The organism is Pseudarthrobacter sp. NPDC092439 (assembly GCF_044754945.1).
Lineage (GTDB): Bacteria > Actinomycetota > Actinomycetes > Actinomycetales > Micrococcaceae > Arthrobacter.
The window spans coordinates 807,938-832,236 of the sequence record NZ_JBIVQB010000001.1 but is presented as its reverse complement, the minus strand read 5'-3'; the positions used below and the strand labels follow the sequence as shown (position 1 = coordinate 832,236).

17 protein-coding genes are annotated in these 24,299 nt (G+C 63.4%); 12 read left to right on the top strand and 5 right to left on the bottom strand.

The genetic code is table 11. The features are described 5' to 3' along the window. Positions 1–453, bottom strand: a complete 453-nt coding sequence (locus tag ACIQCM_RS03885; protein WP_400603219.1) for an Rv3235 family protein — start codon at positions 451–453, stop codon at positions 1–3. Between the two features lie 71 nt (positions 454–524). Further along, complete coding sequence (locus ACIQCM_RS03880; RefSeq protein WP_400603220.1) at positions 525–1,298, bottom strand: LysM peptidoglycan-binding domain-containing protein; 774 nt, start codon at positions 1,296–1,298, stop codon at positions 525–527. Between the two features lie 178 nt (positions 1,299–1,476). Between ACIQCM_RS03880 and ACIQCM_RS03875 the strand changes: the two genes are divergently transcribed. Further along, positions 1,477–2,007: a hypothetical protein gene (locus ACIQCM_RS03875; RefSeq protein WP_400603221.1), complete on the top strand. Its 531-nt coding sequence runs from the start codon at positions 1,477–1,479 to the stop codon at positions 2,005–2,007. 25 nt (positions 2,008–2,032) lie between these two features. On the opposite strand, the gene ACIQCM_RS03870 is transcribed toward ACIQCM_RS03875, so the two are convergent. Beyond that, complete coding sequence (locus tag ACIQCM_RS03870) at positions 2,033–2,248, bottom strand: helix-turn-helix domain-containing protein (RefSeq protein ID WP_400603222.1); 216 nt, start codon at positions 2,246–2,248, stop codon at positions 2,033–2,035. Between the two features lie 153 nt (positions 2,249–2,401). On the opposite strand from ACIQCM_RS03870, the gene ACIQCM_RS03865 reads away from it, so the two are divergent. The 4 genes from ACIQCM_RS03865 to ACIQCM_RS03850 are packed head-to-tail and all read left to right on the top strand — an operon-like array spanning position 2,402 to position 10,746. Beyond that, the gene (locus tag ACIQCM_RS03865; protein ID WP_400604249.1) at positions 2,402–3,046 is read left to right on the top strand and encodes a hypothetical protein; all 645 of its coding nucleotides are present in this window, start codon (positions 2,402–2,404) and stop codon (positions 3,044–3,046) included. Continuing rightward, complete coding sequence (locus ACIQCM_RS03860; protein ID WP_400603223.1) at positions 3,043–4,341, top strand: CpaE family protein; 1,299 nt, start codon at positions 3,043–3,045, stop codon at positions 4,339–4,341. The genes ACIQCM_RS03865 and ACIQCM_RS03860 overlap by 4 nt, the downstream gene beginning before the upstream one ends. A gap of 56 nt (positions 4,342–4,397) precedes the next feature. Next, a complete protein-coding gene (locus ACIQCM_RS03855; protein WP_400603224.1) occupies positions 4,398–9,251 on the top strand; it encodes an NAD-glutamate dehydrogenase in 4,854 nt (1,617 codons plus the stop codon). Positions 9,252–9,279: 28 nt separating this feature from the next. After that, positions 9,280–10,746 carry a sensor histidine kinase gene (locus ACIQCM_RS03850; protein ID WP_400603225.1) on the top strand — a complete coding sequence of 489 codons (1,467 nt, stop codon included), beginning with the start codon at positions 9,280–9,282 and terminating at the stop codon, positions 10,744–10,746. Positions 10,747–10,876: 130 nt separating this feature from the next. On the opposite strand, the gene ACIQCM_RS03845 is transcribed toward ACIQCM_RS03850, so the two are convergent. Then, positions 10,877–11,125 carry a WhiB family transcriptional regulator gene (locus ACIQCM_RS03845; RefSeq protein WP_003804966.1) on the bottom strand — a complete coding sequence of 83 codons (249 nt, stop codon included), beginning with the start codon at positions 11,123–11,125 and terminating at the stop codon, positions 10,877–10,879. 231 nt (positions 11,126–11,356) lie between these two features. On the opposite strand from ACIQCM_RS03845, the gene ACIQCM_RS03840 reads away from it, so the two are divergent. After that, positions 11,357–11,872 (top strand): hypothetical protein, encoded by a 516-nt coding sequence (locus ACIQCM_RS03840; protein WP_400603226.1) that lies wholly within the window; start codon positions 11,357–11,359, stop codon positions 11,870–11,872. Here ACIQCM_RS03840 and ACIQCM_RS03835 read toward each other — a convergent pair. Continuing rightward, positions 11,833–15,912: an FtsK/SpoIIIE domain-containing protein gene (locus ACIQCM_RS03835; protein ID WP_400603227.1), complete on the bottom strand. Its 4,080-nt coding sequence runs from the start codon at positions 15,910–15,912 to the stop codon at positions 11,833–11,835. The genes ACIQCM_RS03840 and ACIQCM_RS03835 overlap by 40 nt on opposite strands. A gap of 229 nt (positions 15,913–16,141) precedes the next feature. Here ACIQCM_RS03835 and glf point away from each other — a divergent pair, with 229 nt between their 5' ends. From glf to ACIQCM_RS03805, 6 genes are all read left to right on the top strand, one after another. Further along, the gene (gene glf / locus ACIQCM_RS03830; protein WP_377214868.1) at positions 16,142–17,329 is read left to right on the top strand and encodes a UDP-galactopyranose mutase; all 1,188 of its coding nucleotides are present in this window, start codon (positions 16,142–16,144) and stop codon (positions 17,327–17,329) included. Beyond that, positions 17,326–19,365: a glycosyltransferase gene (locus tag ACIQCM_RS03825; protein WP_377214869.1), complete on the top strand. Its 2,040-nt coding sequence runs from the start codon at positions 17,326–17,328 to the stop codon at positions 19,363–19,365. The genes glf and ACIQCM_RS03825 overlap by 4 nt, the downstream gene beginning before the upstream one ends. Further along, positions 19,362–20,231 (top strand): ABC transporter permease, encoded by an 870-nt coding sequence (locus tag ACIQCM_RS03820; RefSeq protein ID WP_377214870.1) that lies wholly within the window; start codon positions 19,362–19,364, stop codon positions 20,229–20,231. Before ACIQCM_RS03825 ends, ACIQCM_RS03820 begins: the two co-directional genes overlap by 4 nt. Then, complete coding sequence (locus tag ACIQCM_RS03815) at positions 20,231–20,980, top strand: ABC transporter ATP-binding protein (protein WP_377214871.1); 750 nt, start codon at positions 20,231–20,233, stop codon at positions 20,978–20,980. The genes ACIQCM_RS03820 and ACIQCM_RS03815 overlap by 1 nt, the downstream gene beginning before the upstream one ends. Before the next feature lie 54 nt (positions 20,981–21,034). Then, positions 21,035–23,200 (top strand): acyltransferase family protein, encoded by a 2,166-nt coding sequence (locus ACIQCM_RS03810; protein WP_400603228.1) that lies wholly within the window; start codon positions 21,035–21,037, stop codon positions 23,198–23,200. A gap of 355 nt (positions 23,201–23,555) precedes the next feature. Continuing rightward, positions 23,556–24,296, top strand: coding sequence for a hypothetical protein (locus tag ACIQCM_RS03805; protein ID WP_400603229.1), 741 nt, complete (start codon positions 23,556–23,558; stop codon positions 24,294–24,296). The last annotated feature ends 3 nt before the right edge of the window (positions 24,297–24,299 follow it).

The window sequence follows — 24,299 nt, the reverse complement described above, 5'->3', positions numbered from 1 at the left end:
CTATCCGATGACGAGTTCGGTGACCCGCCAAACCTGCTTGCTCCGCTCCAGGCGGACAGCGACGGCGCGGGCCCGGACGTCGTCAACCACCACGGCGCTGGCTTCGTAGATTCCCTCTGACACTTCACAGACCCGGACCGACCCGACGCTTGAGTTCCGGTGAAGCCGGGCAAGGACCGGGTTGGCCGTGCGCGTTGCCTCCCGGCGGATCAGGGCCGCTCTGTGCTGCAGCGTGGCCAGGCACCTTGGATCAAGCCGCCGTGCCAGCTGGTGAACGGGGCGGATGCCGGCCAGCACTTCCATGGCGGCCTGGACGGTGCCACGCGTGATGGCGCGGATGTCCGAGGAGTCGTCCCTGGGAGTTCCCGTTTGCCGGTGCGGCCCCGCCCCTGGGTGCTGTCGGGGTTCCTTCCGCAGTTCCTGCGCGGTCTGGATCGGTGTTGCTGCGGTCATGGGGTTCCCCTTTGTCGATCGTGGTAGTTCAGGAATATCTGTCTGTGCTATTGCTGCGGCGTGTGGTTGGGTCAGCGTCCGGGCGGAGCCTGAAGGACCTGCCCCGGTAGAAGCACATCCGGACTCAGGCCGATGAGGTTCCGGTTTGCCTGGTACCAGCGTGGCCAGTGAAGGGCCACCTCCACGTCGGAAGCTCCCGGGCCCAGGTCTTTTTTCGCTATGTCCCATAAGGTGTCCCCGGCCAGCACGGTCACTTCTACGGTCCGCCCCTGCGGCGCCGTGTCCGCCTGAACGCCGGCGCGGACGCTCGGGCGCGCCAGCAGGCCGGGGCCCGTTACCGGTGCCGGTGGTCGCCACCGGGGTTCGACTCCTGAAGGGATGCCTTCCGGATGGGAAGCTGCGGGGCCGGCCGGCGCGGAGGCTTCAGTTTGTGTGGGCATCCACTCCGGTCCCGGCGCCATGACGGCATGCGCCGCCGGGCCGGAAAAAAGCTGGAGCGAAAGTACGGCAAGGATGAGCCTGCGCATGAATGCCGGTGAGAATCGGCGGGCGGTTGCCGCCGCCCGGCGGTTGCCGCGACGGTCCAGGGCGACCGCGGCTGCGGAGCATGCCAGCGACAACAACCACCAGGCCACCACGGCAGAGCCAGCGGCTGAGGCGAGGGCGCCCAGAAGGTCTGCTGCAGCGAAGCCTTGCAGCACGTCCTTCGCGTCCGCCGCTGCACCGCGCACCAACCTGTCCACGGCCGACTCGCCCGAGAGCAGCAGGGCAGCGCCAAGAAGAAGGATGCCGGAGGTCATGGCCATGTCAGTCACTACGGAGGTCCGTGGAGCGGAGTCGTCCATTACAAGCCCCTTTGATGCAATTTGATGTAGTTAGATGCTGTTAGGCTCAGTTTGAATGTGGCAAAGCAACTTTGTCTATAGATTTGCTCAAATAATTCGGTCCATTGACCTCCGGCCTGCCGGAACCTACGCTGTCCGGATGCGCTGGGATGCCCTTTTTGACGACTTGGAAAGCCAAATGACCGAACAGGACCGGCTGGTTCTGGACGCGGACATCAGCGACCGCGTACGTGCCGAACTGGTGGGGATCGGTATGGCGGATCGGCTGCGCGGCTCCATGGACTGCAGGCTCTCGGTGCACCTGCTCTGCGGAGAAACGGTGCACGGGGTACTGTGCCACGTAGGTGCGGATGCCCTGGTTCTTGACGAAGAGCAGCACCAGGCGCTCGTCCCGTATGCGTCGGTGGCGCGCTACACGGGGCTGGGCCGGCTGGCTCCTGGAGAGGTGTCCAGCGTGAAACGGCGGCTTGGCCTGGCACACGCCCTGAGGGGTCTGGCCCGGGACCGGGCCCAGCTGTCGATGACTGTGGGCGCGGGTGCGACGTCAGTCCGGCTGGCCGGTGTCATCGACAGGGTGGGCGCGGACTTCCTCGATCTGGCACTGGTGGCACCCGGCGAAGTGCGCCGGAACGCCCAGGTGCGGCAGGTCTCCACCGTTCCGTTTACGGCTATCTCCCTGGTGAGATCGAGCGGAACCGGGGCGCTCTGAGAAACGGCGTCACGGGCCGGGGCCGTCAGACTGACTTCGCCTTTGACTCCTGGATCATACGGCTGGCTTCCGCGTAACGCTCTTCGATGTACTGTTCCAACATTTTTTCCTCGACCCGCCATTGGCCCCTTCCGCCAACCTGGATAGCCTTCAGCTCGCCGCTGCGGACCAGGGCGTAAGCCGCCGGCGCGTTGATCTGGAGCTGCTCGGCTACATCCGCGAGTGTTAGGAACCTGGGCATAGACCCATTTTGCCATCAATAGACCCTGGATGCTGGTGTTATCCACAGATTGGCAATATTTTCCATCGTGACTTTTGTTCTCTCGTCCTTGCCGCAACAATAAGGGTGCCGGCGAAGGATGGCATGCCGGCGCATTGGAGGGGGAAGAACGTCATGGGTCTTGATTCGTCCGTCACTGTGTCCAGGCTGAAACGGCCGTCGTGGAAGGATCCGCGTCTGGTCGTAGGCATTCTGCTGGTTCTCGCCAGCGTGGCCGGCGTGATTTCCCTGCTAGCCGCAGCGGACCGCACCACTGAGGTGTTCGCCGCCAGGAACGGCATCGCCGTGGGGGAGCGGTTGACCCCGGAGAACGTGGTCCGCACCAAAGTGCGGCTGGGGGATGTTGAACAGCACTACATCACGGCGGCATCCGGCCTGCCGGAAGATGCCGTGGCTATCCAGCGCATAGGCAAGGAGCAGTTGGTGCCGCGGACAAGCCTTGGCACTGTCGATGCACTGGACCGGAAGCCTGTGGCGCTGACTGTTTCCGAGGCACTGCCCGCCCAGGCCGTGGCGGGAGCCCGCGTCGATGTATGGGTGGCGCAGCCCGATGCCCGGAACGGCTTCAGCGAACCTACGCTTCTGCTCCCAGGCGCCGAAATCGCAGAGGTGGCGGAGGGTGCGACGGCCCTCGGTTCATCAAAGACCACCGTGATTATGGTCCTGGTAGAGGACAGTAGGATGCCTGCGCTCCTCGGCGCGCAGGCCAACGATGCCAGGATCTCCGTTGTGTGGAATCCTGGCGGTGGTGCACGGTGAGCATTCCGGTCGTCACCGTGGGCCAGGACCGGGACCTGGTGGGCGGATTGGAACGCCTCCATGGCCCTGTGACGGTGGTCCGGCGCTGTTCAGAACTTCCCGAGCTTCTGGCCGCATGCCAGAGCGGCCTGGCCAGGGCGGCGGTGGTGGCCGAGGGGACGGAGGGGCTGACGGCGTCGCTCGTTGACCGGCTGGGAGCCGTTGGAGTCGCGGTCATCGCCCTGACGGACAGACCGGACGAAGCCGCGCGGCTCCTGGGAATCGGCGTAGCATCGGCCCTGACCGGCGTGGAACCGGCAGAACTGTCAGACCGCATCGCGGAGGCCGTGGAGCACCTGACCGGCCAGGGGCATGCTTCCCGCAGTTCGATGGCGGATACCGCGGCATTATTGACGGCAGTCCCTGCTGGTCCGGGGGAGGGGCCGGACGATCCTGGTCCGGGACGGATCATTGCCCTGTGGGGTCCCGCCGGAAGCCCGGGCCGCACCACGCTGGCGGTTAACGTTGCCGGGGAGCTGGCTGCCGATGGCAAAGACGTCATCCTGGTCGACGCCGACAGTTACGGTGCCAGCGTTGCTGCGGTGCTTGGCCTGCTGGACGAATCCGCCGGGCTGGCCCAGGCCTGCCGCCTGGCGGACCAAGGGGTTCTCGACGCGGCAGCGCTCGCCAGGGTTGCAGCATCCGTCGCCACAGCGCAGGGCACGTTCCGGGTCCTGACGGGCATCACCCGGGCAGACCGGTGGACCGAGCTGCGGGCACCTGCGCTGGCCAAGGTTCTGGAGCGCGCCCGCCAACTGGCCGACGTCGTGGTGGTGGACGCCGGGTTCTGCCTTGAAGCGGATGAGGAACTCAGTTTCGATACCATGGCTCCGCGCAGGAATGCTGCCACCCTCCGCTCGCTGGAACTCGCTGACACCGTGTTCGCTGTGGGTGCTGCCGACCCGGTGGGTGTTCCGCGTCTGGTCCGCGGACTGGCAGAGCTGGAAGCGGCCGTCCCGCAGGCCTCTCCGGTGGTGGTCTTGAACAAAGTGCGTGCGTCTGCCGTGGGCCGGGGGCCGGAACGGCAGCTGCGGGATGCCTGGCAGCGCTACGGGCCGGAATCCGCCATTCAAGCGTTCCTCCCTTTCGACGGCCAGGCGGCCGATGCCGCCCTGCTCGGGGGATCGCTTTTGCTGGAGTGCGCCCCGGAATCAGACCTGCGCCACGCCATCCGGAATTTGGTTTGTGCACCTGCCCAGCAGAACCGCAAATCCTCTGTATTTTCTTCCACAGCAGGCCGGAGGGCAAAGGACTAGGCTCGACCTATGAGCTGCGACGGTGCAGCGGGTATCTCATATGGAGGCGTTTGTCGATGTCGTCTGGATCCAGCGTGGAGGATCAGCCCTTGTCCCCGGCAGACCAGGGAGGGTTTATCGGAGACTACTACCAGCATCTCGCTGAAGAAGACGCACGAAGCTACCCGCGGGAAGTGCTGGTCAACCGGGCCGAGAATCACCGGGCCGTCGCCGCGGAGCGCATGCCCGGCCAGGAAAAAATCTCCATCGTGGACGAGGAAGACAGCAGCATCGTCTACGTCGTGACGGACGACATGCCCTTCCTGGTTGACTCCGTCAACGCCGAACTCGTCCGCCAGCATGCAGCGATCCGTCTGGTGGTCCACCCCCTCATTGTCGCCAGCCGCAACCGGGCCACAGGTGCGCTGGTCGAGGTGAGCCGTGTCCCGGCCCACCTTGGTACCTCCAGTGGCGACACTGCCGCCATGCCGAATATCTCGCACCTCATTGCCCAGGGCGAGGATGCGTCGCACATGGAGTCGTGGATCGCCGTCGAAATCAGCCGGGTGTCCGACGAAGCCAAGGAATCCCTCCGGGAAGGCCTCAAGAGCGTGCTCGAGGACGTCCGCGCCGCCGTGGAGGACTGGCCCAAGATGCGCCACAAGGCTCTCTCCATCGCCGAGAGCCTGGAGAAGGTTGCCCACCCCGCGCAGATTGCCGAACTGCGCCAGGCCCAGGACCTGCTGCGCTGGCTGGACGACGGAAACTTCACTTTCCTCGGCTACCGCGAATACGATCTGGTCAACGTGGACGGCGAAGACGTCCTGGAGTTGCGGGAGGAAAGCGGCCTGGGGCTGCTGCGGCCCTCTACCGAGTCGCCGCATATCCAGCACCTCACCGACACCGGCCGGAAGAAGGCGCGCGAAAAGCGCGCCCTGGTCATCACCAAGGCGAACTCCCGCTCCACGGTGCACCGCTCTGCCTACCTTGACTACATCGGGGTGAAAAGCTTCGACCAGGCCGGAAACGTCAACGGCGAGCGCCGCTTCATCGGCCTGTTCGCCACCAGCGCCTACACCGGGTCCGTCCGGGAAATCCCCATTGTCCGGGATAAGGTTGACGCCGTCCTCCGCAGCGCGGGCTTCCCGCCGGACTCCCACTCCGGAAAGGACCTCCTGGGCATCCTGGAGACCTACCCGCGCGATGAACTGTTCCAGATCGAGATTCCGGATCTGGCCGCCACGGCCCTGGGCATCCAGAAGCTCCAGGAACGCCGCCGCACCCGGCTGTTCCTCCGGCCGGACATCTACGGCCGCTTCATGTCCGCGCTGGTGTACCTGCCGCGCGACCGGTACACCACCAACGTCCGGCTCCGGATCGAGCAGGAACTGCGCGAGACGTTCCAGGCGGTATCCATCGACTATGAAGCACGGATGACAGAGTCGGCGCTGGCCCGCCTGTTCTTCCGCATCCGCCTGCCCAAGAACGCGGACTTCAGCCACGTTAATACGGATGAACTGGAAGCGCGGCTGGTCCTGGCGGCACGGTCGTGGAGCGAAGGCATCGCCGAAGTCCTGCGTCAGCGTACGGACATTCCCAACGCCAAGGAACTCGCCGCCATCTGGTCCGAGGCATTCCCGGCAAGCTACCGGGTGGACTACGAAGTGGAAGACGCCCTGGAGGACATCGCGCGGTTCGAAGAACACGGCGCGGCGGCCGAACGGATCGAGGGCGCACGGCAGGACCGGCCCGGCCTGCATGTTTACCTGCCCGAAGGTGCCGGCGCCACCCTGGAAGAGGATGCGCGCGTCAAGCTGTACATGCTCGAACCCAAGAGCCTGAGCCAGATCCTTCCTTTCTTCCACAACCTCGGCCTCGAGGTGCTGGATGAGCGTCCATTCGAAATTGAGACGGCGGACGGCCGGGACTTCTTCCTCTACGACCTCGGTCTGAAGTATCCGGCCGGGGTGGATCCGGTGACCACCGGGCCGCTGCTTGCCGATTCGTTCGGCGCCGCGGTCACCGGCGCTGCGGAATCGGACAGCTTCGACCGGCTGGCGCTGCGGGAAGGGCTGCAGTGGCGGCAGATCACCATGCTGCGCGCATATGCCCGGTACATGCGGCAGATGGGCAACACCAACTCGTTCGGGTTCATGGCCGACACCCTCCTGGCCAACCCCGAGGTGACCAAGGGTCTGACCGCGCTGTTCGCAGCCCGGTTCGACCCGGCTCTTGATGCCGAACAACGGGCGCACGCGCAAGATGAGGTACGCGCCGGCCTCACAGCCGCCATCGAAAAGGTTCCCACGCTCGACGCAGACCGGGTCCTCCGCACCTTCGTCAACCTCATCGAATCCACCCTGCGGACCAACTTCTACCAGGACAAGCCGCACCTGAGCTTCAAGCTCGATCCGGCCCGGATCGAGGGCCTGCCCTTCCCGCGGCCGATGTTTGAGATCTGGGTCTACTCCCCGCGCGTGGAGGGTGCGCACCTCCGCTTCGGCAAGGTGGCCCGCGGCGGCCTGCGCTGGTCCGACCGGCGTGAGGATTTCCGCACCGAGGTCCTGGGCCTGGTCAAGGCGCAGACCGTAAAGAACGCCGTAATCGTTCCCACCGGCGCCAAGGGCGGATTCTTCGCCAAGCGGCTGCCGGACCCCACCGTTGACCGTGCCGCCTGGATGGCGGAGGGCGTGGAAAGCTACAAGACGTTCATCCGCGGGCTGCTGGACATCACCGACAACCTGCTCACGGAAGGCGGCAGCGAAAGGCTCGTGCCGCCGTCGAACGTTGTGCGCCATGACGACGACGATTCCTACCTGGTGGTGGCCGCGGACAAGGGGACGGCAACCTTCTCCGACATCGCCAACGGGCTCGCCGCCGAATACGGCTTCTGGCTCGGCGACGCCTTTGCATCGGGCGGGTCGGTGGGTTACGACCACAAAGCAATGGGCATCACCGCACGCGGCGCCTGGGAATCGGTCAAGCGGCACTTCAGCGAACTGGACCTGGACACGCAGACCCAACCGTTCACGGTGGTGGGCGTGGGGGATATGTCCGGTGACGTTTTTGGCAACGGCATGCTGCTGTCCCGCCACATCCGCCTGCTCGCGGCATTCGACCACCGCCATATCTTCCTGGACCCGTCGCCGGACGAGGAAGCCTCATTCGCCGAGCGGCAACGGCTTTTCGAGCTGCCGCGCTCTTCCTGGGACGATTACAACAAGGCCCTGATCAGCGAGGGAGGGGGAGTCTTCTCCCGCCAGTCCAAATCCGTTCCGGTTTCGCCGGAGGTGTGCGCCGCGTTGGGGCTGCCCGCGGGGACAAAGGAGATGAGCCCGCCGGAACTCCTCCGTGCCATCCTGCTGGCACCGGCGGACCTGCTTTACAACGGCGGCATCGGCACCTACATCAAGGCCAGCACCGAAAGCCACGCGTCCGTAGGCGACAAGGCCAACGACGCCATTCGCGTGGACGGCAAGGACCTGCGGGTCAAAGTGGTCGGCGAAGGCGGAAACCTGGGCCTCACCCAGCGCGGGCGCATCGAGGCTGCCCTCCAGGGAGTCATCCTCAACACGGACGCCATCGATAACTCGGCCGGAGTGGACTGCTCTGACCACGAGGTCAACATCAAGATTTTCGTTGACCGGATGGTCGCCGCGGGCAGGCTTTCCGCCGAAGAGCGCCCTGGGTTCCTGGCGTCCATGACCGATGAAGTGGCCCGCCTGGTGCTCGAGGACAACATCGACCAGAACATCCTGCTGCTCAATGACCGGACCCGCGTTGCAGAGTGGAGCCCCAGCTACGAGCGGCTCATGGACTGGCTGGACAAGACGGCCGGGCTAAAGCGTGACCTGGAAGCCCTGCCGAGCACCGAAGAGCTGCGGGAAAGGCTGCATCAGGGGCAAGGGCTGACCTCGCCTGAGCTCTCGGTGCTGGCTGCCTATGCGAAGATCGAGCTCGCCACCGCACTGCGGAACAGCGACCTGGCGGATGATCCCTGGTTCCGGCAGACGCTGCGCGGCTACTTCCCGCACCAGCTGCGCGAACGGTTCGATGCCGAACTGGATACCCATCCGCTGCGCCGCGAGATCATCGCCACCGTCGTGGCCAACGACATGATCAACCTCGGCGGCATCACCTTTGCCTTCCGGGTCATGGAGGAAACGTCCGCCAGCGAGGTGGCTGTGGCCAAGGCGTTCGTGGCACTCCGCGAGGTCTACGAGCTGGACATCATGGTGGCGGAGCTCAACGGCCTTCCGGCGTCCTTCCCCACGGAACACTGGAGTGCCGTCCACCTTGACATCAGGCGGCTCCTGGACCGCGCAGTCCGCTGGCTCCTGGGCCAGGGGGGCGCCTCACGTCCCATCGCCGAGGTGGTGGACGAGTTCAAGCCGCTCATGGATCCGATGCGCGCCCGGCTGCTGGACTACCTCAAGGGCGATGACCGTGAGCGTGTTGCCGGCTGGCTGGAGAAAGCACGCGAGTGGGAGCTTCCCGAAGACCTCGCTTACCGCTGGGCGGAATTGTTTGAAAGCTACGTGCTTCTGGACATCGCCAAGATCGCCCGTGCCCGTAAGGAGCCGGTGGAGGAAATCGCCGCCGTCTACTACACCGTCTTCAACCGGTTCCACGTTGATTCGCTGCTGGAGCGGATCAGCAGCCTGCCGCGGCAGGACCGTTGGCAGGCGCTTGCCCGGGCCGCGCTGCGTGATGACCTGTACTCCACCATCTCGGACATGACGACGGCGGTGCTGGACGCCACCGGGCCGGCCGACCCGCCGGACGTGCGGCTCCAGGACTGGGAAGCCCAAAATGCAGAGCAGCTGGGCCGTGCCAAGACGATGTTTGACGAGGTCAACTCGCTCGAAGCGGACGATATGGCGTCGCTGTCGGTAGCATTGAGGCTCTTGAGGTCAATCGTCCGACGCTAGCCAGTCCGGCGTCGCAACTGGAGGTGCAGTGGCAATCTTTACGGACCCCATCAGGGAACACGCTGATTTCGGGCCCGGCGATGCCGAGTGGCTGCACCTGCTGGTGGGGGACTGGCAGATGGTTGCGGACCTGGCGTTTGCCGACCTCGCGCTGTGGTTTCCGCATCCGGACTTCGGCTACGTGGCCCTGGCACACGTCCGGCCCTCGACCACGCATACCGTGTTCCACGGGGACTTCGTTGGTGAAGGGATCAGGTCGGACCTGAAGCCGCTCGTGGACAAGGCGTGGGAGAGCAAGGTCATTGAGCGCTCCAGCGAAACCAACTGGAGCAGCGACATGGCGCTCCGCGTTGAAGCCGTGCCGATGGTCCGGAACGGGCGGACCCTGGCGGTGGTGACCACCCACATGGATCTCTCCAGTTCGCGCATGCCCTCGCGGCTGGAGCTGACCTACCGGCAGTGTGCCTATGACCTGCTTCGCATGGGCACGCTGGGGCTTTGGCCGGACTTTGCCTCTCCCACCGGTTCACGCCGTGGTGCTCCCCGGGTGGGTGATGGGCTGATCCGGCTGGATGCCGAAGGCATCGTCCAGTACGCAAGCCCGAACGGCGTCTCCGCGTTCCGTCGGTTGGGCGACGGAGAGTCGCTCGAGGGCCGCTCCCTGGCGGAGGTCACCGCAGGTCTTTTGAAGGACCGGCGCATGGTGGATGAAACGCTTCCCCTCGTGGTGACGGGCCGGATGCCGTGGCGCAGCGAAATCGAGTCACGGGGGGTCAGCCTTTCACTGCGTGCCATTCCGTTGCGGGATGAGCAGCAGCGCTTCGGCGCCCTGGTGCTGTGCCGCGACGTGTCCGAGCTGCGGCGCCGCGAGATGGAGCTGGTCACCAAGGACGCAACGATCCGGGAGATCCACCACCGGGTCAAGAACAACCTCCAGACGGTCGCGGCGTTGCTGCGCATGCAGTCCCGCCGCATGGTCAGCGAAGAAGCCAAGCAAGGCCTGGAGCAGGCCATGCGCCGCGTGGCCACTATCGCCCTGGTCCACGAAACCCTGTCGCAAGGGCTGGCCCAAAGTGTTGACTTCGATGAGCTGATCGGCCGGCAGTTCCGGCTGTCTGCCGAGGTGGCGTCACCGTCACAGCAAGTACGGACCGAACGTTCAGGCAAGTTCGGCGAGCTGCCCAGCGACTTCGCCACCCCGCTGGCATTGGTCATCAACGAGCTGGTCACCAATGCAGTGGAGCATGGACTGGAGGGCCGGGCTGGAACCGTATGGCTGCTTGCGGACCGCTCCGAGGGCGAGGAAGGCGAGGAATTGACCGTGACTATCGCCGACGACGGCGTCGGACTCCCTGACACCCCGCACGTTGAGGGACTGGGCCTGCAGATTGTGCGCACTCTGGTGACCAGTGAGCTGGGCGGCACGATTCAGTGGCGGCCCCGCGAGGGTGGCGGAACGGCCGTGCAGATCAGGCTGAGCCTGGCCGGCAAGTAACGCTGCGGACTCCACGCGACGCACGGATACGGGAAAGCCCCGCATTCCCTTTGGGGGAGTGCGGGGCTTCGTTATATGGATCGTGTTGGCCCGGGTAGTGGCGCCTCAAGCGCTGCCGGGACTTTAGGGTTTAGGAGGCGCGGCGGGCGCGGGCTGCGCGGCGCTTTAGGGCGCGGCGCTCGTCTTCGCTCATCCCGCCCCAGACACCGGCATCCTGGCCGGACTCAAGGGCCCACTGGAGGCAGGTGTCCACCACGGGGCAGCGCCGGCATACGCTCTTGGCCTCTTCGATTTGCAGGAGTGCTGGCCCCGTATTTCCCACAGGGAAAAACAGTTCCGGGTCCTTATCGAGGCACGCTGCGCGGTTACGCCAATCCATGCTGATCAGTTGCTCCATTTCTGGGAAGTGCTCTTTGTGAAATTATTCACTAGTGGCTACAAAGGAAAAGGGCCCTGCGGGGCCCCCTTGGTCATCTGAATCAAGCCTGTCATGTTAACGCTGTGTAAACAAGGGGTAATAACCCTCGAAATCCCCGTAATTCTGAGCGATACATCACACCGCCGACGCCGGCCCTCACCAGTACCCGACTATGTCCGGTAGGGTGCCAGTGTGTCAAGACCCCCTGCAGACCCTGCTGATTCGTCCCCTAACCAAGACCCCGGCCGCCGTCCGAATGCCGGGCTTCCGGGTCAGGGCCGTCCGGACAACGACGGCCCGGCGGCGGCGCGTGACCGACCCGGGGCCGTCACCACCATCGCCGCCATAGTGGCAGCCGAAGCCACCGCACTCCTTGGCGTGGCTGTCTGGTATGGATACAACCTGCTTACCGGTAGCCCGGTGTTGTCCTTCTGGGGTGCGGTGTTCACGCTGGCACTCCTCCTGGCATTTTCTGCCTGGCTGTTTGCGGTGGCTACCTTCCATTTTCGGGGCTACCGATGGACCCGCGCCGCAGCCCTCGTAGCGCAGTTGTTTGTGCTGACCATAGGCTTTCCTACCCTCAGCGGCGGACTTATCGCGGCCGGCGCGGCTATGGTGGTCCCTGCAGTCCTGGCCTTGGTGCTCCTGTTCCACTCCCGGGTGATCAGCTATGCGTCCAGGACCGGCGGCGGGACTCCGGCGTTGTAGGACGCCAGTGCCACCTGCAGGGCGCGGCTGCCGCCGGATTCGATAAGGACGGCCCGCCCCGGGGGTGGATGGGGCTCGACGTCGAAGCGAACGCCGTAAATTTCACCGTCGGACGTTGACCGCGGGCATAACAGAAGTCCCGCACCTGAGGACCGCGCCTCCATGGCCCATGCCACCCGCTGGCCGAGCAGCGGGCCCGGCGCGGCAGTAAAGACAACCCCATGGCCCAGCCCATGAAGGTCTGCGACGTCCCGCATCGTTGAGGGGGCCAACCGATCGGCGTCGTCTATCAGGAGAATCGAATGCCTGTCCAGCGCTCCGGCCCGGGCTGATTCGAGGCACTGCTTCCAGTATCCGGTGGAGTCATCTACCGCGCCCGGCTCCGTGCCCGGGCGCAGCCACCTTCCTTGGCCAGGGTTGAGTTCCTCGATGACGCGGAGCACATTACTCTTTCCGGTTGCCGGCCCGCCGAGGATGGCGAACACTCCGCCCGCTGTCAGCCGGATCGATGCCGGCGACACCTCGTCTCCGGTGACCCCGAGAAGTATCACCGGCGCTCTGAGCGGGGTGCCACTCCTGGTGGTTTCGCTGGTCCTGAGGCGCTCCGCCGGAACGACGTCAGGCAGTGGCTCCACCCTGAAGGGGGCAGAGGCCGGTGCGGGCACGCCGGCCAGCTCCGCTAACTGAGGCTTACTCCCCCCGGTAGGGGACCCAGCGGGGTCTCCAGCGTAGAGTTGGCAGGCCGATGGAACCGGCCCGGCCACCGGCCCCACCGCCACGGCACGTCCCTTAATCACGTCAACGGCAGGCAATCGTGGCCAGGCGAGCCGGCTCTCCTCTGTTGAATCGGCAGGGAAATACAGCCTGTTCGGTATAGCGGCCGTGAACCGGGCTGCCACCAGTTCACGGTCGCCCGAGAGGAGGAGGCTGATTCCGGCGGCGTGCCCGTCCCGGATCAGGTCGTGTACCAGGTCCTCAGCCCAGGAATACGGTCCGGCGCGGAAAGCGGAGACCCACGACCCCCACCCTGCAATTACTACGAGGACTGGCGGACGGACTGTGTCCCTCCTGCTGAGCCTCAGCGTGAGTTCCTCGGCCAGCCGTTCAAGGACACGGACCGCCCGCCTCAGCTCATGCAGCCCCACATAGGCGCCGGTCCTCGGGCACCCGGCGAGAGGTTGCAAGCCCGAACCGGCATCCAGGACGTAGGCGTGCGATTCGGCCGGGTGGCACAGGAGCCTCCGCGAGATAGACTCCGCCACCTCGACTGTCCCCGACGACGGGGTACCGATCAGGGCCAGATGTCCGTCCCGCCCTGGATCCCACCGGAGGAGCTTAACGCATTGCAGTTCGGGAAGATCGATCAGTCCCAGTGCAACGCCCCATCCGGAAGCTTCGGATTTAGCGTCTGTCCCGAATCCAGGCAGGTGGTGCGGCAGGGGAGCGGCCACCGGCTGCCTGGGGGCCGGGCCGCCCGCTGCGGTCCACAGGTCGCGGACCGTGGCGAGCAGCGGTTCGGCAGCCTGGGCGCGGGTTTGTGCGGGGGAGCCGAAGGCTTCTGTGTCGACGGGCTGGCCCGAGCAATATTCCCCCGAGAAATATTCCGCGGCGAGATGGGCGCGGACGGCCCGCCCCGCCGTCGTACGCCCGGATTGAACCGACGCTGCCTGAAATTCGCGTGGCGGCTCGGTGCCACGTACCAGGAAGGCGCGGCCGGGCCGCTCAATGCTAATATCCGCCGCTGCGCGGTGGTTGATGACATCCACCGACTCCATCTCAGACTGGACGCGCAGGGCGATGCTGGAGGTGACATTGGCGCGGATATCGGCGGTCAGCGCGCCTTGGGGCCGCTGCGTGGCCATTACCAGGTGGATCCCCAGTGACCGGCCGATCGAGGCAATCCGCATCAGCTCGCGCAACGCTTCGGGATGATCGTCAACCAGCATGCGGAATTCGTCGATGACTATAACCAGGTGGGGGAGCGAGGCCACGCTTGGCGGCGGTGCCGCCCTGAGTGCCGCCAGATCGGGAACCCCCGCTGCGGACAGCGTCTGTTCGCGGAACCGGACTTCGGCGCGGAGGGAAACGAGAGCCCGTTCGAAGCCGTTGCCGGACAGATCTGTCAGCAGTCCGGTGCAGTGGACCAGCCCGGCCAGCGGGCCGAGTCCCGATCCGCCTTTGAAGTCAATGAAGAGGAAATTGACCCGGTCCGGCGGATAGCAGAGGGCAAGGGAGACGACGAGGCTGCGGAGGAGCTCGGACTTGCCGGAGCCGGTGGTGCCGGCTACGAGGAGGTGGGGGCCGTCGGATTGGAGGTCCAGGATCAGAGGCCCTGACGTGCCCATACCCACTGGAACCGGAAGCCCGGTTGCTGTGGGGGCAGCCTTCCAGCGGGCGGCAGTCCGGGCCGGGTCCGACGGAAGGATTTCGTCGAGCAGGCAGGAGGCGGGGATGCCCGGAGCGCTGCCGGCGGGCGCCGTCCCGCGGGCTGCGAGGCGGCGGCAGAACGTGTCGAAGACTGCCTCAGGTGCGAGGTCCGGGACGAAGAGCACGGTGCCGTGCGGCCCCCGCAGCGCCGATTCCCGCTCGGCCAGCTCCACGTTGCTTTCGGTGGCCGCAGACACGCCGGCTGGCGCGAATTGCAGCACCCGCCAGCCGCGGTCCAAGGCCGCTTCGGCGAGTACGTGCTCGATGTCCGGATCCGGCGAAGCGCCCGTCAGGACCAGAATCCCGGGAGTCTTTGGTGCATACCCTGATGCCGCTGCCAGTGCCGTCCTGCAGGCCGATGCCGTGGTGGTGAGGATGGTCTGGGGCAGGTATCTGGCGGGTAGCGGAAGCCGGGCTGCTGCACCATGGATGACGACAGGCGTTCCGCGGCCCAGCGGGTAACCGGCAACCTGCATGAGCAGCGCCCGGATCATTCCGGCAGAGACTGCACGCGTTCCGTGGAACACCGTGTGCCGCCAGCCGGGATCCAGGAGGACGGGAACTGTCCCGGCGGACGGCAGGGCCGCGCCCGGGGGATCCAGTTGCACGTTGGCGGACTGGACCGCCTCTCCAAGCCGAAACCACAGGCCTTCGCCGCCCTGCGGCTCCGGTACTTTCGGCGCTTCGGATGTTTCTGGAGTGTCGGTAGTCGATAGGACGTGCTCCGCCGAGAGCATCAGGACGGCGAGGGAGGGCCCCGCATTGTTCCTGCGTTCGCGGTCCTGCGCTGCCGCGGACCTGATTGCGCCGTCCGCCCTGCGGCGCTGCTTCCGGCCGGTGAGCAGGGGGACAAGAAGTGACCCGGCGGAGGCCGCGGCGAAGGCAAGGAACAACCACATGCCCGTGGCCAGCGCGAGGGCGACGCCAAGGACCAACGGGAGCGTGGCCGTGAGGAGGAGGAGCAGACGGTTGGCGGGTTCCGGCTGGCCTCGAACGATGATGGGCTGCCGCACGGATGAACCCGCCAGCTCCAGCGCACTCCAGGGGACGTCGTCAAAGGCCAGAGCGAGACGGGTGTTGCCGCATCGGATGGTCGAAGCCGTGGAGACGACCGCGCTTCGTACTCTTTGCCCGTCGACATATGTGCCGTTGGCGCTGTCCAGGTCTGTGATGGATATGTGCGAATCGGTGACCTCCAGTCGGGCGTGGAGCCTGGAGAGCTCCGGATCCTGGATGAGGATTCGCGCTCCGCTTCGTCCGAGCGTGTAGATGCCGCGCTCCAAAGGCACGATGGTGCCGGCTCCGGGGCCGCTGTGCACCGCCAGCGACAGCCCGGCAGGGATGTTCCGCACGGCGATGCGGGGCGGGGTCTGCTTCCCGGGGCGCTCGCCGCCGTCGACCATTACCGCGCCGTTTACCAGGGGAGGTTCCCCGAGGATCAGGCCGTCCAGCTCACAGCCTTCCACCGTGACGGCACCGGTTCCGAAGCTGGCTGCCAATTCTGCCTGAAGCGCCCGGCCCGGGGTGCCGTCCGGTGCCTCCAGCACGATCTCAACAGGCGGCCCGGCGAAGCTGGACGACGGTCCGCCTGCCAGGGTGCAGTGCAACGTCACGGACAGGCCTCCTTTTAGTTGTGGGCCCACGCTATCTACGGCCGTCAGGCGCGGGCCACAACGAGGCGGGGCTATGTGGAAAAGCTGCCGGATGCTCGCTGCTCTAGAGGGAGCTGCGCGTCCGTGGTGCGAGGCTTCCGGATTGGACGCCCTCTGCTGTCCCTCGGGTAGGCTAGAGCAGCAGACAACGCGCAACATTGCGCTGCCCGCATTCAAACCAGGAGATTTTGTGACCGCTGACCTCGTCATCGTAGGGTCTGGCTTTTTTGGCCTGACAATCGCAGAACAGGCCGCCTCTGAGCTGGGCCTGAAGGTGGTTGTCATTGACCGCCGTCACCACATCGGCGGTAATGCCTACAGCGAAAAGGAAGAGCAGACCGGTATTGAGGTGCACCGTTACGGGGCACACCTGTTCCATACCTCCAACGAGCGCGTGTGGGAGTACGTCAACAGGTTCACGACCTTCACCAATTACGTCCACAAGGTTTATGGTGTGCACAAAGGTGAGGTGTATTCCTTGCCGATCAACCTGGCCACGATCAACCAGTTCTTCCGGGCAAATCTCACGCCCGGCCAGGCTCGCGAACTCATCCAGGAACAGGCTGGGGAACTAGCAGGCACGGACCCGCAGAACCTCAACGACAAGGGGATCCAGCTGATTGGGCGCCCGTTGTACGAAGCCTTCATTAAGCACTACACCGGTAAGCAGTGGCAGACGGACCCCAAGGATCTGCCAGCCGGTATTATCTCGAGGCTTCCGGTCCGTTATAACTACGACAACCGGTACTTCAACGACAAGTACGAGGGCCTGCCCACCGACGGATACACTGCCTGGATCGAAAAGATGGCGGACCACCCCAACATTGAGGTGCGCTTAAATACCGACTTCTTCGACGACTCGCACGAGTACAGCAAGAACAAAGTTGTCGGGAAAATCCCCGTTATATACACCGGTCCGGTGGACCGCTATTTCGATTACGCCGAAGGGGATCTCTCCTGGCGCACGATCGACTTTGAGGAGGAAGTACTCGACATGGAGGACTTCCAAGGCACCTCCGTAGTGAACTATAACGATGCTGACGTCCCCTACACCCGTGTCATTGAGCCACGTCACTTCCACCCGGAGCGCGACTACCAGACCGAAAAAACGGTCATCATGCGTGAATTCTCCAGGTTTGCAGAGAAGGGCGATGAGCCGTACTACCCGGTCAACACCTCCGCCGACAGGGAGCGCCTGCTGAAGTACCGCGACCTTGCCGCGGGTGAAAAGGACGTGCTGTTTGGCGGGCGGCTGGGAACATACAAGTACCTCGACATGCACATGGCGATTGGATCTGCCCTGAGCATGTTCGACAACAAGATCAAGCCGCATTTCGAAAGCGGTGCAACGCTTGAAAGCGGCGGGGTAGACGCATGAGTCAAGGGTCCAGTCCCCGGCACCATCCGAATGACGGATCTGGATGGGTTACGTTGCAAAGGGTTGTCTTTCCGGAGCATTCAGAGCTGGATACTGCTCCGCTATACGTCGATATGGGAACTGCGGCAGGCATGCCCGCACCCACAGAGCGGGAAGCGCGGAAACAGGGCAGGCGGCCGGTTCGTCTAAGCTCCAACACCCGGGAAGCCCACGCGGAAGACTTCATCGGGCGCTGCTCCACCCGCGTCCGGCCGGGTGAACGTATTTCCTTCGGGAGCTATTTCAACGCCTTCGCCGCGGGGTACTGGCGGAAGTGGACCAAGCTCAGCAACCTGCGTCTGAGTGTCAGCACACGGGGGGAGGGCACCATAATCGTCTTCCGATCCAACGCCAAGGGCGCACTCCTGCAGCAAAAGAGCATTCCCGTGGCGGGAGAACAGACGTCGGTCGTGGATTTGGACCTGCTGCCGTTCGGCGACGGTGGCTGGTACTGGTTTGACCTCGTGGCCGGACGCGGCGAACTCGTCATGGACAAGGCCGAGTGGCAGGCGCCCGGCCCGGCTCCTGCCCCTGCGTCAGTCACGTTGGAGATCACTACCCTCAACAAGACCTCTTTCTGCCTCAACAACCTTCGGCTGCTGGCCACAAACCCCGGGTGCCTGGACCAGGTTGACGAGATCATCATCGTGGACCAAGGTACCGACAAGGTATCGGCCGCAGAGGGTTTCGGCTCCGTGGCCGACAGCCTAGGCGGGAAGCTCCGAATCATCGAGCAGTCCAATCTCGGAGGCTCCGGCGGCTTCTCCAGGGGCATGTTTGAAGCGTGCGGAAACGGCAGCGACTATGTCCTGCTGATGGACGACGACGTCGTCATCGAACCGGAGAGTATCACCCGCCTAATAACGTTCGCCGGATACTGCAGGAAGCCCACCATCGTGGGCGGCCACATGTTTGACCTCCACCACCGGACGGCCTTGCATACATTTGGCGAAATAGTTAACCCGCAGCGTATTCAGCCGGATCAGCCATACACCGAAATGGAACCCGGTCATGATTTTCTAACGTCCAACCTGCGGCACACCCCATGGATGCACCGTCGCGTTGATGTGGACTATAACGGGTGGTGGATGTGCCTGATCCCTACGTCTGTGATCCGCGAGATTGGCCTCTCCATGCCGGTATTCATCAAATGGGATGACGTGGAGTTCGGACTCCGTGCGAAAGCGCACGGCTATCAGACTGTGAGCCTGCCGGGTGCGGCCGTATGGCACATTTCATGGGGCGACAAAGACGACCTGGTCGGCTGGCAGGCCTACTTCCACAATCGGAACCGACTCATCGTGGCCTTGATGTACAGTCCATTCGCCAAGGGAGGAAAGGCGCTGGCGGCCGCATTGTTCGCCGACATCAAACACACTCTCTCGATGCAGTACGCAACTGCGCAGGGCCGGGTGTGGGCAGTGGAAGACCTCCTGAAGGGCCCGGATGGGCTGCACTCTATGTTGGACACAACTTTGCCCCGTATTCGAGGCATGCTTGCCAGCCACAGCGACACTGTCTATTTGAGCGACCCGGATGCCTTCCCAGCGGCCCGCACGGAGGAAAGTCTGGGCGGCAGCGCCGCGGTGTCTGTCCGTCCCTCATTGAAGACCCTCCTTCCATGGGGAGCCAGGACTCTCCGGAAGCAACTCTTCACAGATGTTTCCACTGAGGACCGTGCCCGGCCCCAGGCCCGCATTTCCCATCAGGATAATAAATGGTGGACCGTGTCCCAGTTCGATTCCGCCATAGTCACCAACGCTGAAGGCACGGGCGCTTCCTGGTACGTGCGCAACCCCCGGCTGGCGAAGTCGCTCCTTGGGGAAGCCTTGGGCGGAGCAGCGCAGGTAGTGCGCCGGTGGGATGAGCTCTCGCAGGAGTACAAGTCGAAGATGCCCGCGCAGTGCTCCATGGAAAGTTGGGCGGCGACGTTCGCCGAGCACACTATCTCGGACACCCGCGCCAGGAAGCCCGAGTCAGTGGGAAACAGCGGATGACATCCCTTCAAGACTCGGGCTTGGTCCGGCCGGGGACCGGGCATGGCCTGAAATATGTCTTTCGGCACAGGTATCTGCTGCGGCTGCTGGTCCGGAAAGAAATCAAACTCAGATACCGTGGCTCGGTCCTGGGCATTATTTGGTCCTATGTGAAGCCGGCCATCCAGTTCGTGGTTTTTTACGTGGCGCTGGGCATTTTCCTTGGCCTTAACCGGGACGTTGGCAACTACGCGGTTTATCTGTTCTCCGGCATCGTGCTGATCAACTTCTTCACCGAGGCCCTTAACAACGCCGCGAAGTCAATTGTCTATAACAGTGGTTTGATCAAGAAGATATTTCTTCCCCGGGAACTCTTCCCGGTGGCCTCGGTGTTCGTCTCGGCCGCGCACTTCTTTCCCCAGCTCGTAGTTCTTGTCATGGGGTGTGTGATTACGGGTTGGCGTCCCACTGTCTTAGGTCTCGCAGCAGGTATCGCAGGTTTTTTGGTGCTGGCAATGCTCTCCGTGGGGCTTGGACTCTTCTTCAGCTCCGTAAATGTCTACTTCCGCGATTCCGAAAATTTCGTCGAAATGATGCTAATGGTTGCCACCTGGGCTTCTCCGGTGATGTACCAGTGGCGCATGGTGCACGAACGCCTGGGTGACTTCTGGTTCGCTGTGTACCAGTGCAACCCTGTCACTGTCGGTGTTGAACTTTTCCACTATGCCTTTTGGTCGACGACAGCGGAGGGCGACGTCAGTTTGGCGGCTCCGCCACAGCTCTTTGAGCTGTGGCTGCCCGTGGCCATGGTCATTTCAGCTGCGGTACTGGTTCTGGGGCAGTTCACCTTCGGCAAATTAGAAGTCAAGTTCGCGCAGGAGCTGTAGTGTCTGAGCAACCAACAATTGCCGTTGAGATCAAGGGCATCAGCAAACAGTTCGTCCTTCGCCATACGCGATCGATCAAAGAAGCCCTCATATGGTTTGTGAAAGGACGTAAAGGTGACCTTTCGGCAAAGTTCCATGCCCTTCGTGATGTAAGCCTGGAAATCCGGCAAGGTGAAACGGTCGCCCTGCTAGGCCTTAACGGTTCCGGAAAGTCCACCCTGCTTAAGCATATTTCCGGCGTCATGACCCCCGACGAGGGTACTGTACGGACCCGCGGCCGGGTGGCGGGACTGATTGAGGTGGGAGCCGGTTTCCATCCGGATCTTTCTGGCCGTGACAATGTTTACCTTAACGCGGCCATCCTGGGGGTATCAGAGGCGGAGATCAAAGAACGCTTCGACTCGATCGTTGATTTCGCTGAGATCGGAGAGTTCATCGATACCGAGGTGCGCTTCTACTCGTCTGGCATGTACCTGCGCCTGGCGTTTTCCGTCGCGGTCCACTCAGACCCGGAGGTGTTTCTAGTGGACGAAATTCTCGCCGTCGGCGACGAACCATTCCAGCGAAAGTGTTTAGCGAAGATCCAGGAACTCTCCGATGCCGGTCAGACTCTCGTGGTCGTCAGCCACGACTTGGACCTCGTGCAACGGGTCTGCTCCCGGGGCGTTCTACTCGAACACGGGCGAGTGATCAAGGACGGGCCGAGTTATGACGTGGTCGAGTACCTGCGGGCCCGCAGCAGTGGTTGAGCGTCTTATACCCGCAGCCCCCATCTTTTTTAGCAGAACCCGGGAAGCATATCTTTGAGCCAGCAGACTGCCACCTACACACCCGCCGCCCAAGCGCCTCGGAAGCCGAAGCAAAAATTCCGGACGGATATCCAGGCCCTTCGGGCGCTGGCGGTCGGAGCTGTCGTCGTCAATCACCTCTGGCCAACGTACTTGCCCGGGGGATATATCGGTGTCGATATCTTTTTCGTTATTTCCGGTTTCCTGATCACGCGGCACCTCGTGGAGGAACTACAGGGAAACGGAAGGGTGCGTTTTGCAACCTTCTATGCCCGACGCATACGAAGGCTGCTTCCAGCGGCACTGCTCGTCGCCTTCGTCAGCATCATCGGCTCGTGGCTCGTGCAGCCCTACTCCCGCTGGACGGATGTTGCATGGGAAACTCTCGCTTCGGTTTTCTATGCAGAGAACTGGCTACTCGCCGCAAAATCCGTAGACTATTCCGCTGACCATGAGATGGCCACCCCCGTGCAGCATTATTGGTCGCTGTCAGTTGAAGAGCAGTTCTACCTTATCTGGCCGCTTCTTCTGGCTGCTTCATTTTTTCTTGCACTGCGTCTGCGCAGATCGCCGCTGACGCTGCTCTCGTACGCGATGGGAACAGTCTTCGCAGCGTCCCTTGCATACAGCGTGTATTTCACCACGGCCAGCAAGAGTGAGGCCTACTTCGTCACCAGCACAAGGGCCTGGGAGTTCGCCACCGGTGGACTGATCGCGATGGCAACCTTTGCGCTTGCCGGACGTGGCACACGTGCACGGGAGGTAAATCACCCCGCAGCAGTGCATCTGCTGATGAGACTGCTCGCCTTCGCCGGATTGGCAGCGCTTATCTTCGCGCTTGTCCTTTTTGACGAGCAGACCTTGTTCCCGGGGGCCATGGCATTGATTCCCGTCCTAGGCACGGGTGCGATTGTCCTTTCAGGATCCGTGCTGGGGAGAAGTGCCCTGCCCGGATCAGGGTTCCGGCCCCTGCAGTTTGTGGGAGACATTTCCTACTCGCTGTACCTGTGGCACTGGCCGTTGATTATTCTGTCCGTCCCGGTCTTGGGGCACGAGCTCCGCGCGACCGAAAAGCTCGGCATAGGCGCAGCGTCCGTCGTGTTGGCGGTGCTGACCAAGCGATTCGTGGAGGATCCCGGCAGGAACGCCCTGTTCAGGGGCCGCTCTCCGCGCGTGAGCATCTTGGCCGGCATCGGCACGATGGCGGTGGCAGGGGCGCTGTCGGGGGCCATGGTACTTTCGGCGGCCCAGTCCGAGCAAGCGCAGCAGCAGCAGTTGGCGATGCTCGCAAAGTCACCTTGTTACGGCGCCGCCAGTCTCCTCCCGGGGGCATCCTGCCCGGACAGATACGGTGCTCCCGATGCGCAGAACATCGGAAAGACTGAGTCACCCTACTTTGCCGTCTCAGGCTGCCGTTCGGCCCCGGATCAGATCATGGTCCAGGGAACGCCATACCTTCAGGACTGTGACTACTCGGGGGGGAAGACGGACGCGAAGACAGTATGGTTCGTTGGGGACTCGCATGCGGAGCACTGGAAAGTTGCTTTCTTTGATCTTGCGCGCAAACAGCAGTGGAAAGTCCGTTTGAGCCTGGCGGGGGGCTGCTCGCTTGCAGACGTCCGAAGGGTCGCATTCATGGACGCACCACGGCTGGACGCCAAGAGTCAGCAGCGCTGCCTGGACTGGAGCGAGCAGGTGTCAAAGAAAATTCTGCAGCAGCAGCCGGACCTTGTGGTGTCCTCTACCTTTTCAATCAAAGAAACGATCGACGACGGCACCGGCCGGGATCAGTTAGCACAGTACCGCTCCTCCGTGGAACGGCGAATAGCCAAATGGGCCGAGAACGGTACGCGTGTGGTCGTCATTCGTGATTCGCCGCTAACCTTGGGCAAGAGTACGCCTACCTGCGTCATCAACAACAAGGGCAATGCCATTGCCTGTGCCACCGAGCGCTCGAAAGCCCTCCTCCCCGATCCTACGGCGCAGGCCGTCGCCGAACTCAGGCATAGAAATCTGAAGGTACTGGACATGTCCGACCAGTTCTGTGATGAGGCCCGTTGCTATGCGGTAATCGGCGGACTCTTCGTGTTTTATGACGACAACCACCTTACAAAAAGTTATGTCGAGAGCCTTGCCCCGCTTTTCGCCCACAGACTGCTCCGCCTGGCGCCGGGAGAGTAGGCGGCCTGGCCATGACGAAAAGCCAATTGACACGATGGGAAAACGAGAAATGACGTCCGGACCTGAACAAATGAGTACCAGCCGTCGAGCCTTTTTGGCTCTGGCGGGGCTGGCACCCTTGGCACTGGTGTCGTGCTCAACCGGGGACAAGGGTCCAGTGGAGGTTCGCGCCTCGTCACAGGGATTTCCTAAGTCTGTGGATCATCGCTTCGGGGTAACTGATCTGAAGGCTCCACCGGCCAGGATCGTTGCACTGGGTACAGTGGAGGCAGAGACACTTGTGGCGTTGGGACTTGCTCCTTTGTCACGCCCGGGTGTGGACTTTACACCCTGGTACCGCGCAGGCGTGCGGGCCTTGAACCCGGCAGAGGTGCCGCATACCTATGACGACGGACGCCAGCTGAGTTCTTCAGTGTTCGAAGAACTGAGGCCGGACGCTTTTCTTTCGGTCGGCGGCCGGTTGAGCCAGGAGGAGTACCAGGCGTTGTCCGAGCTTGCGCCGGTGATCATTGCCCCGAGCGACCTTCCGGCAGAATCATGGGAGGCCGTGACCCGGTTTATTGCCGAAGTCGTCGGACTGGGCGGCCCAGCCCAGGCCCTTATTGCCGAGGCCAAGCAGGAGATCGTTGATGTCGCTGCTAACTATCCGGTGCTTAGAGGTGCGACTGCCCTTTTTGTTTCTGCTTCCTCAGCTTCCGGATCTGACCTGGTCCTTTCCGTGCCGGGTTCGGCGCCCGTGGCATTTTTCGCGTCAGCAGGATTGGCAGTGCCCGCCGCACTGAGCGACCTCGCGAAAAGCCTGGAACGGACCCCTCATCGCTTCCCCAAAGGTACGGTTTACTTACCGCGTGAACGAGCAGGAGAACTCAGTGCTGACGCGCTGGTGGTTTCGGTGCCGATGACTGATTTTACTGTTTACAAGGCCAACAAGAAGCTCAGCCGTGATTTTCCCGAGTTTGGGCAGGGAACCATTTACGTCGTCTCGGGCGATGAGAGAGTGGCACTGCAGCACCAATCGGTTATTGGAGCACAGTGGGCTGCCCGGAATGTCTTACCCGAGTTGGCCAAATCGGCATACAAGACTAAATTTCCCTAAAGA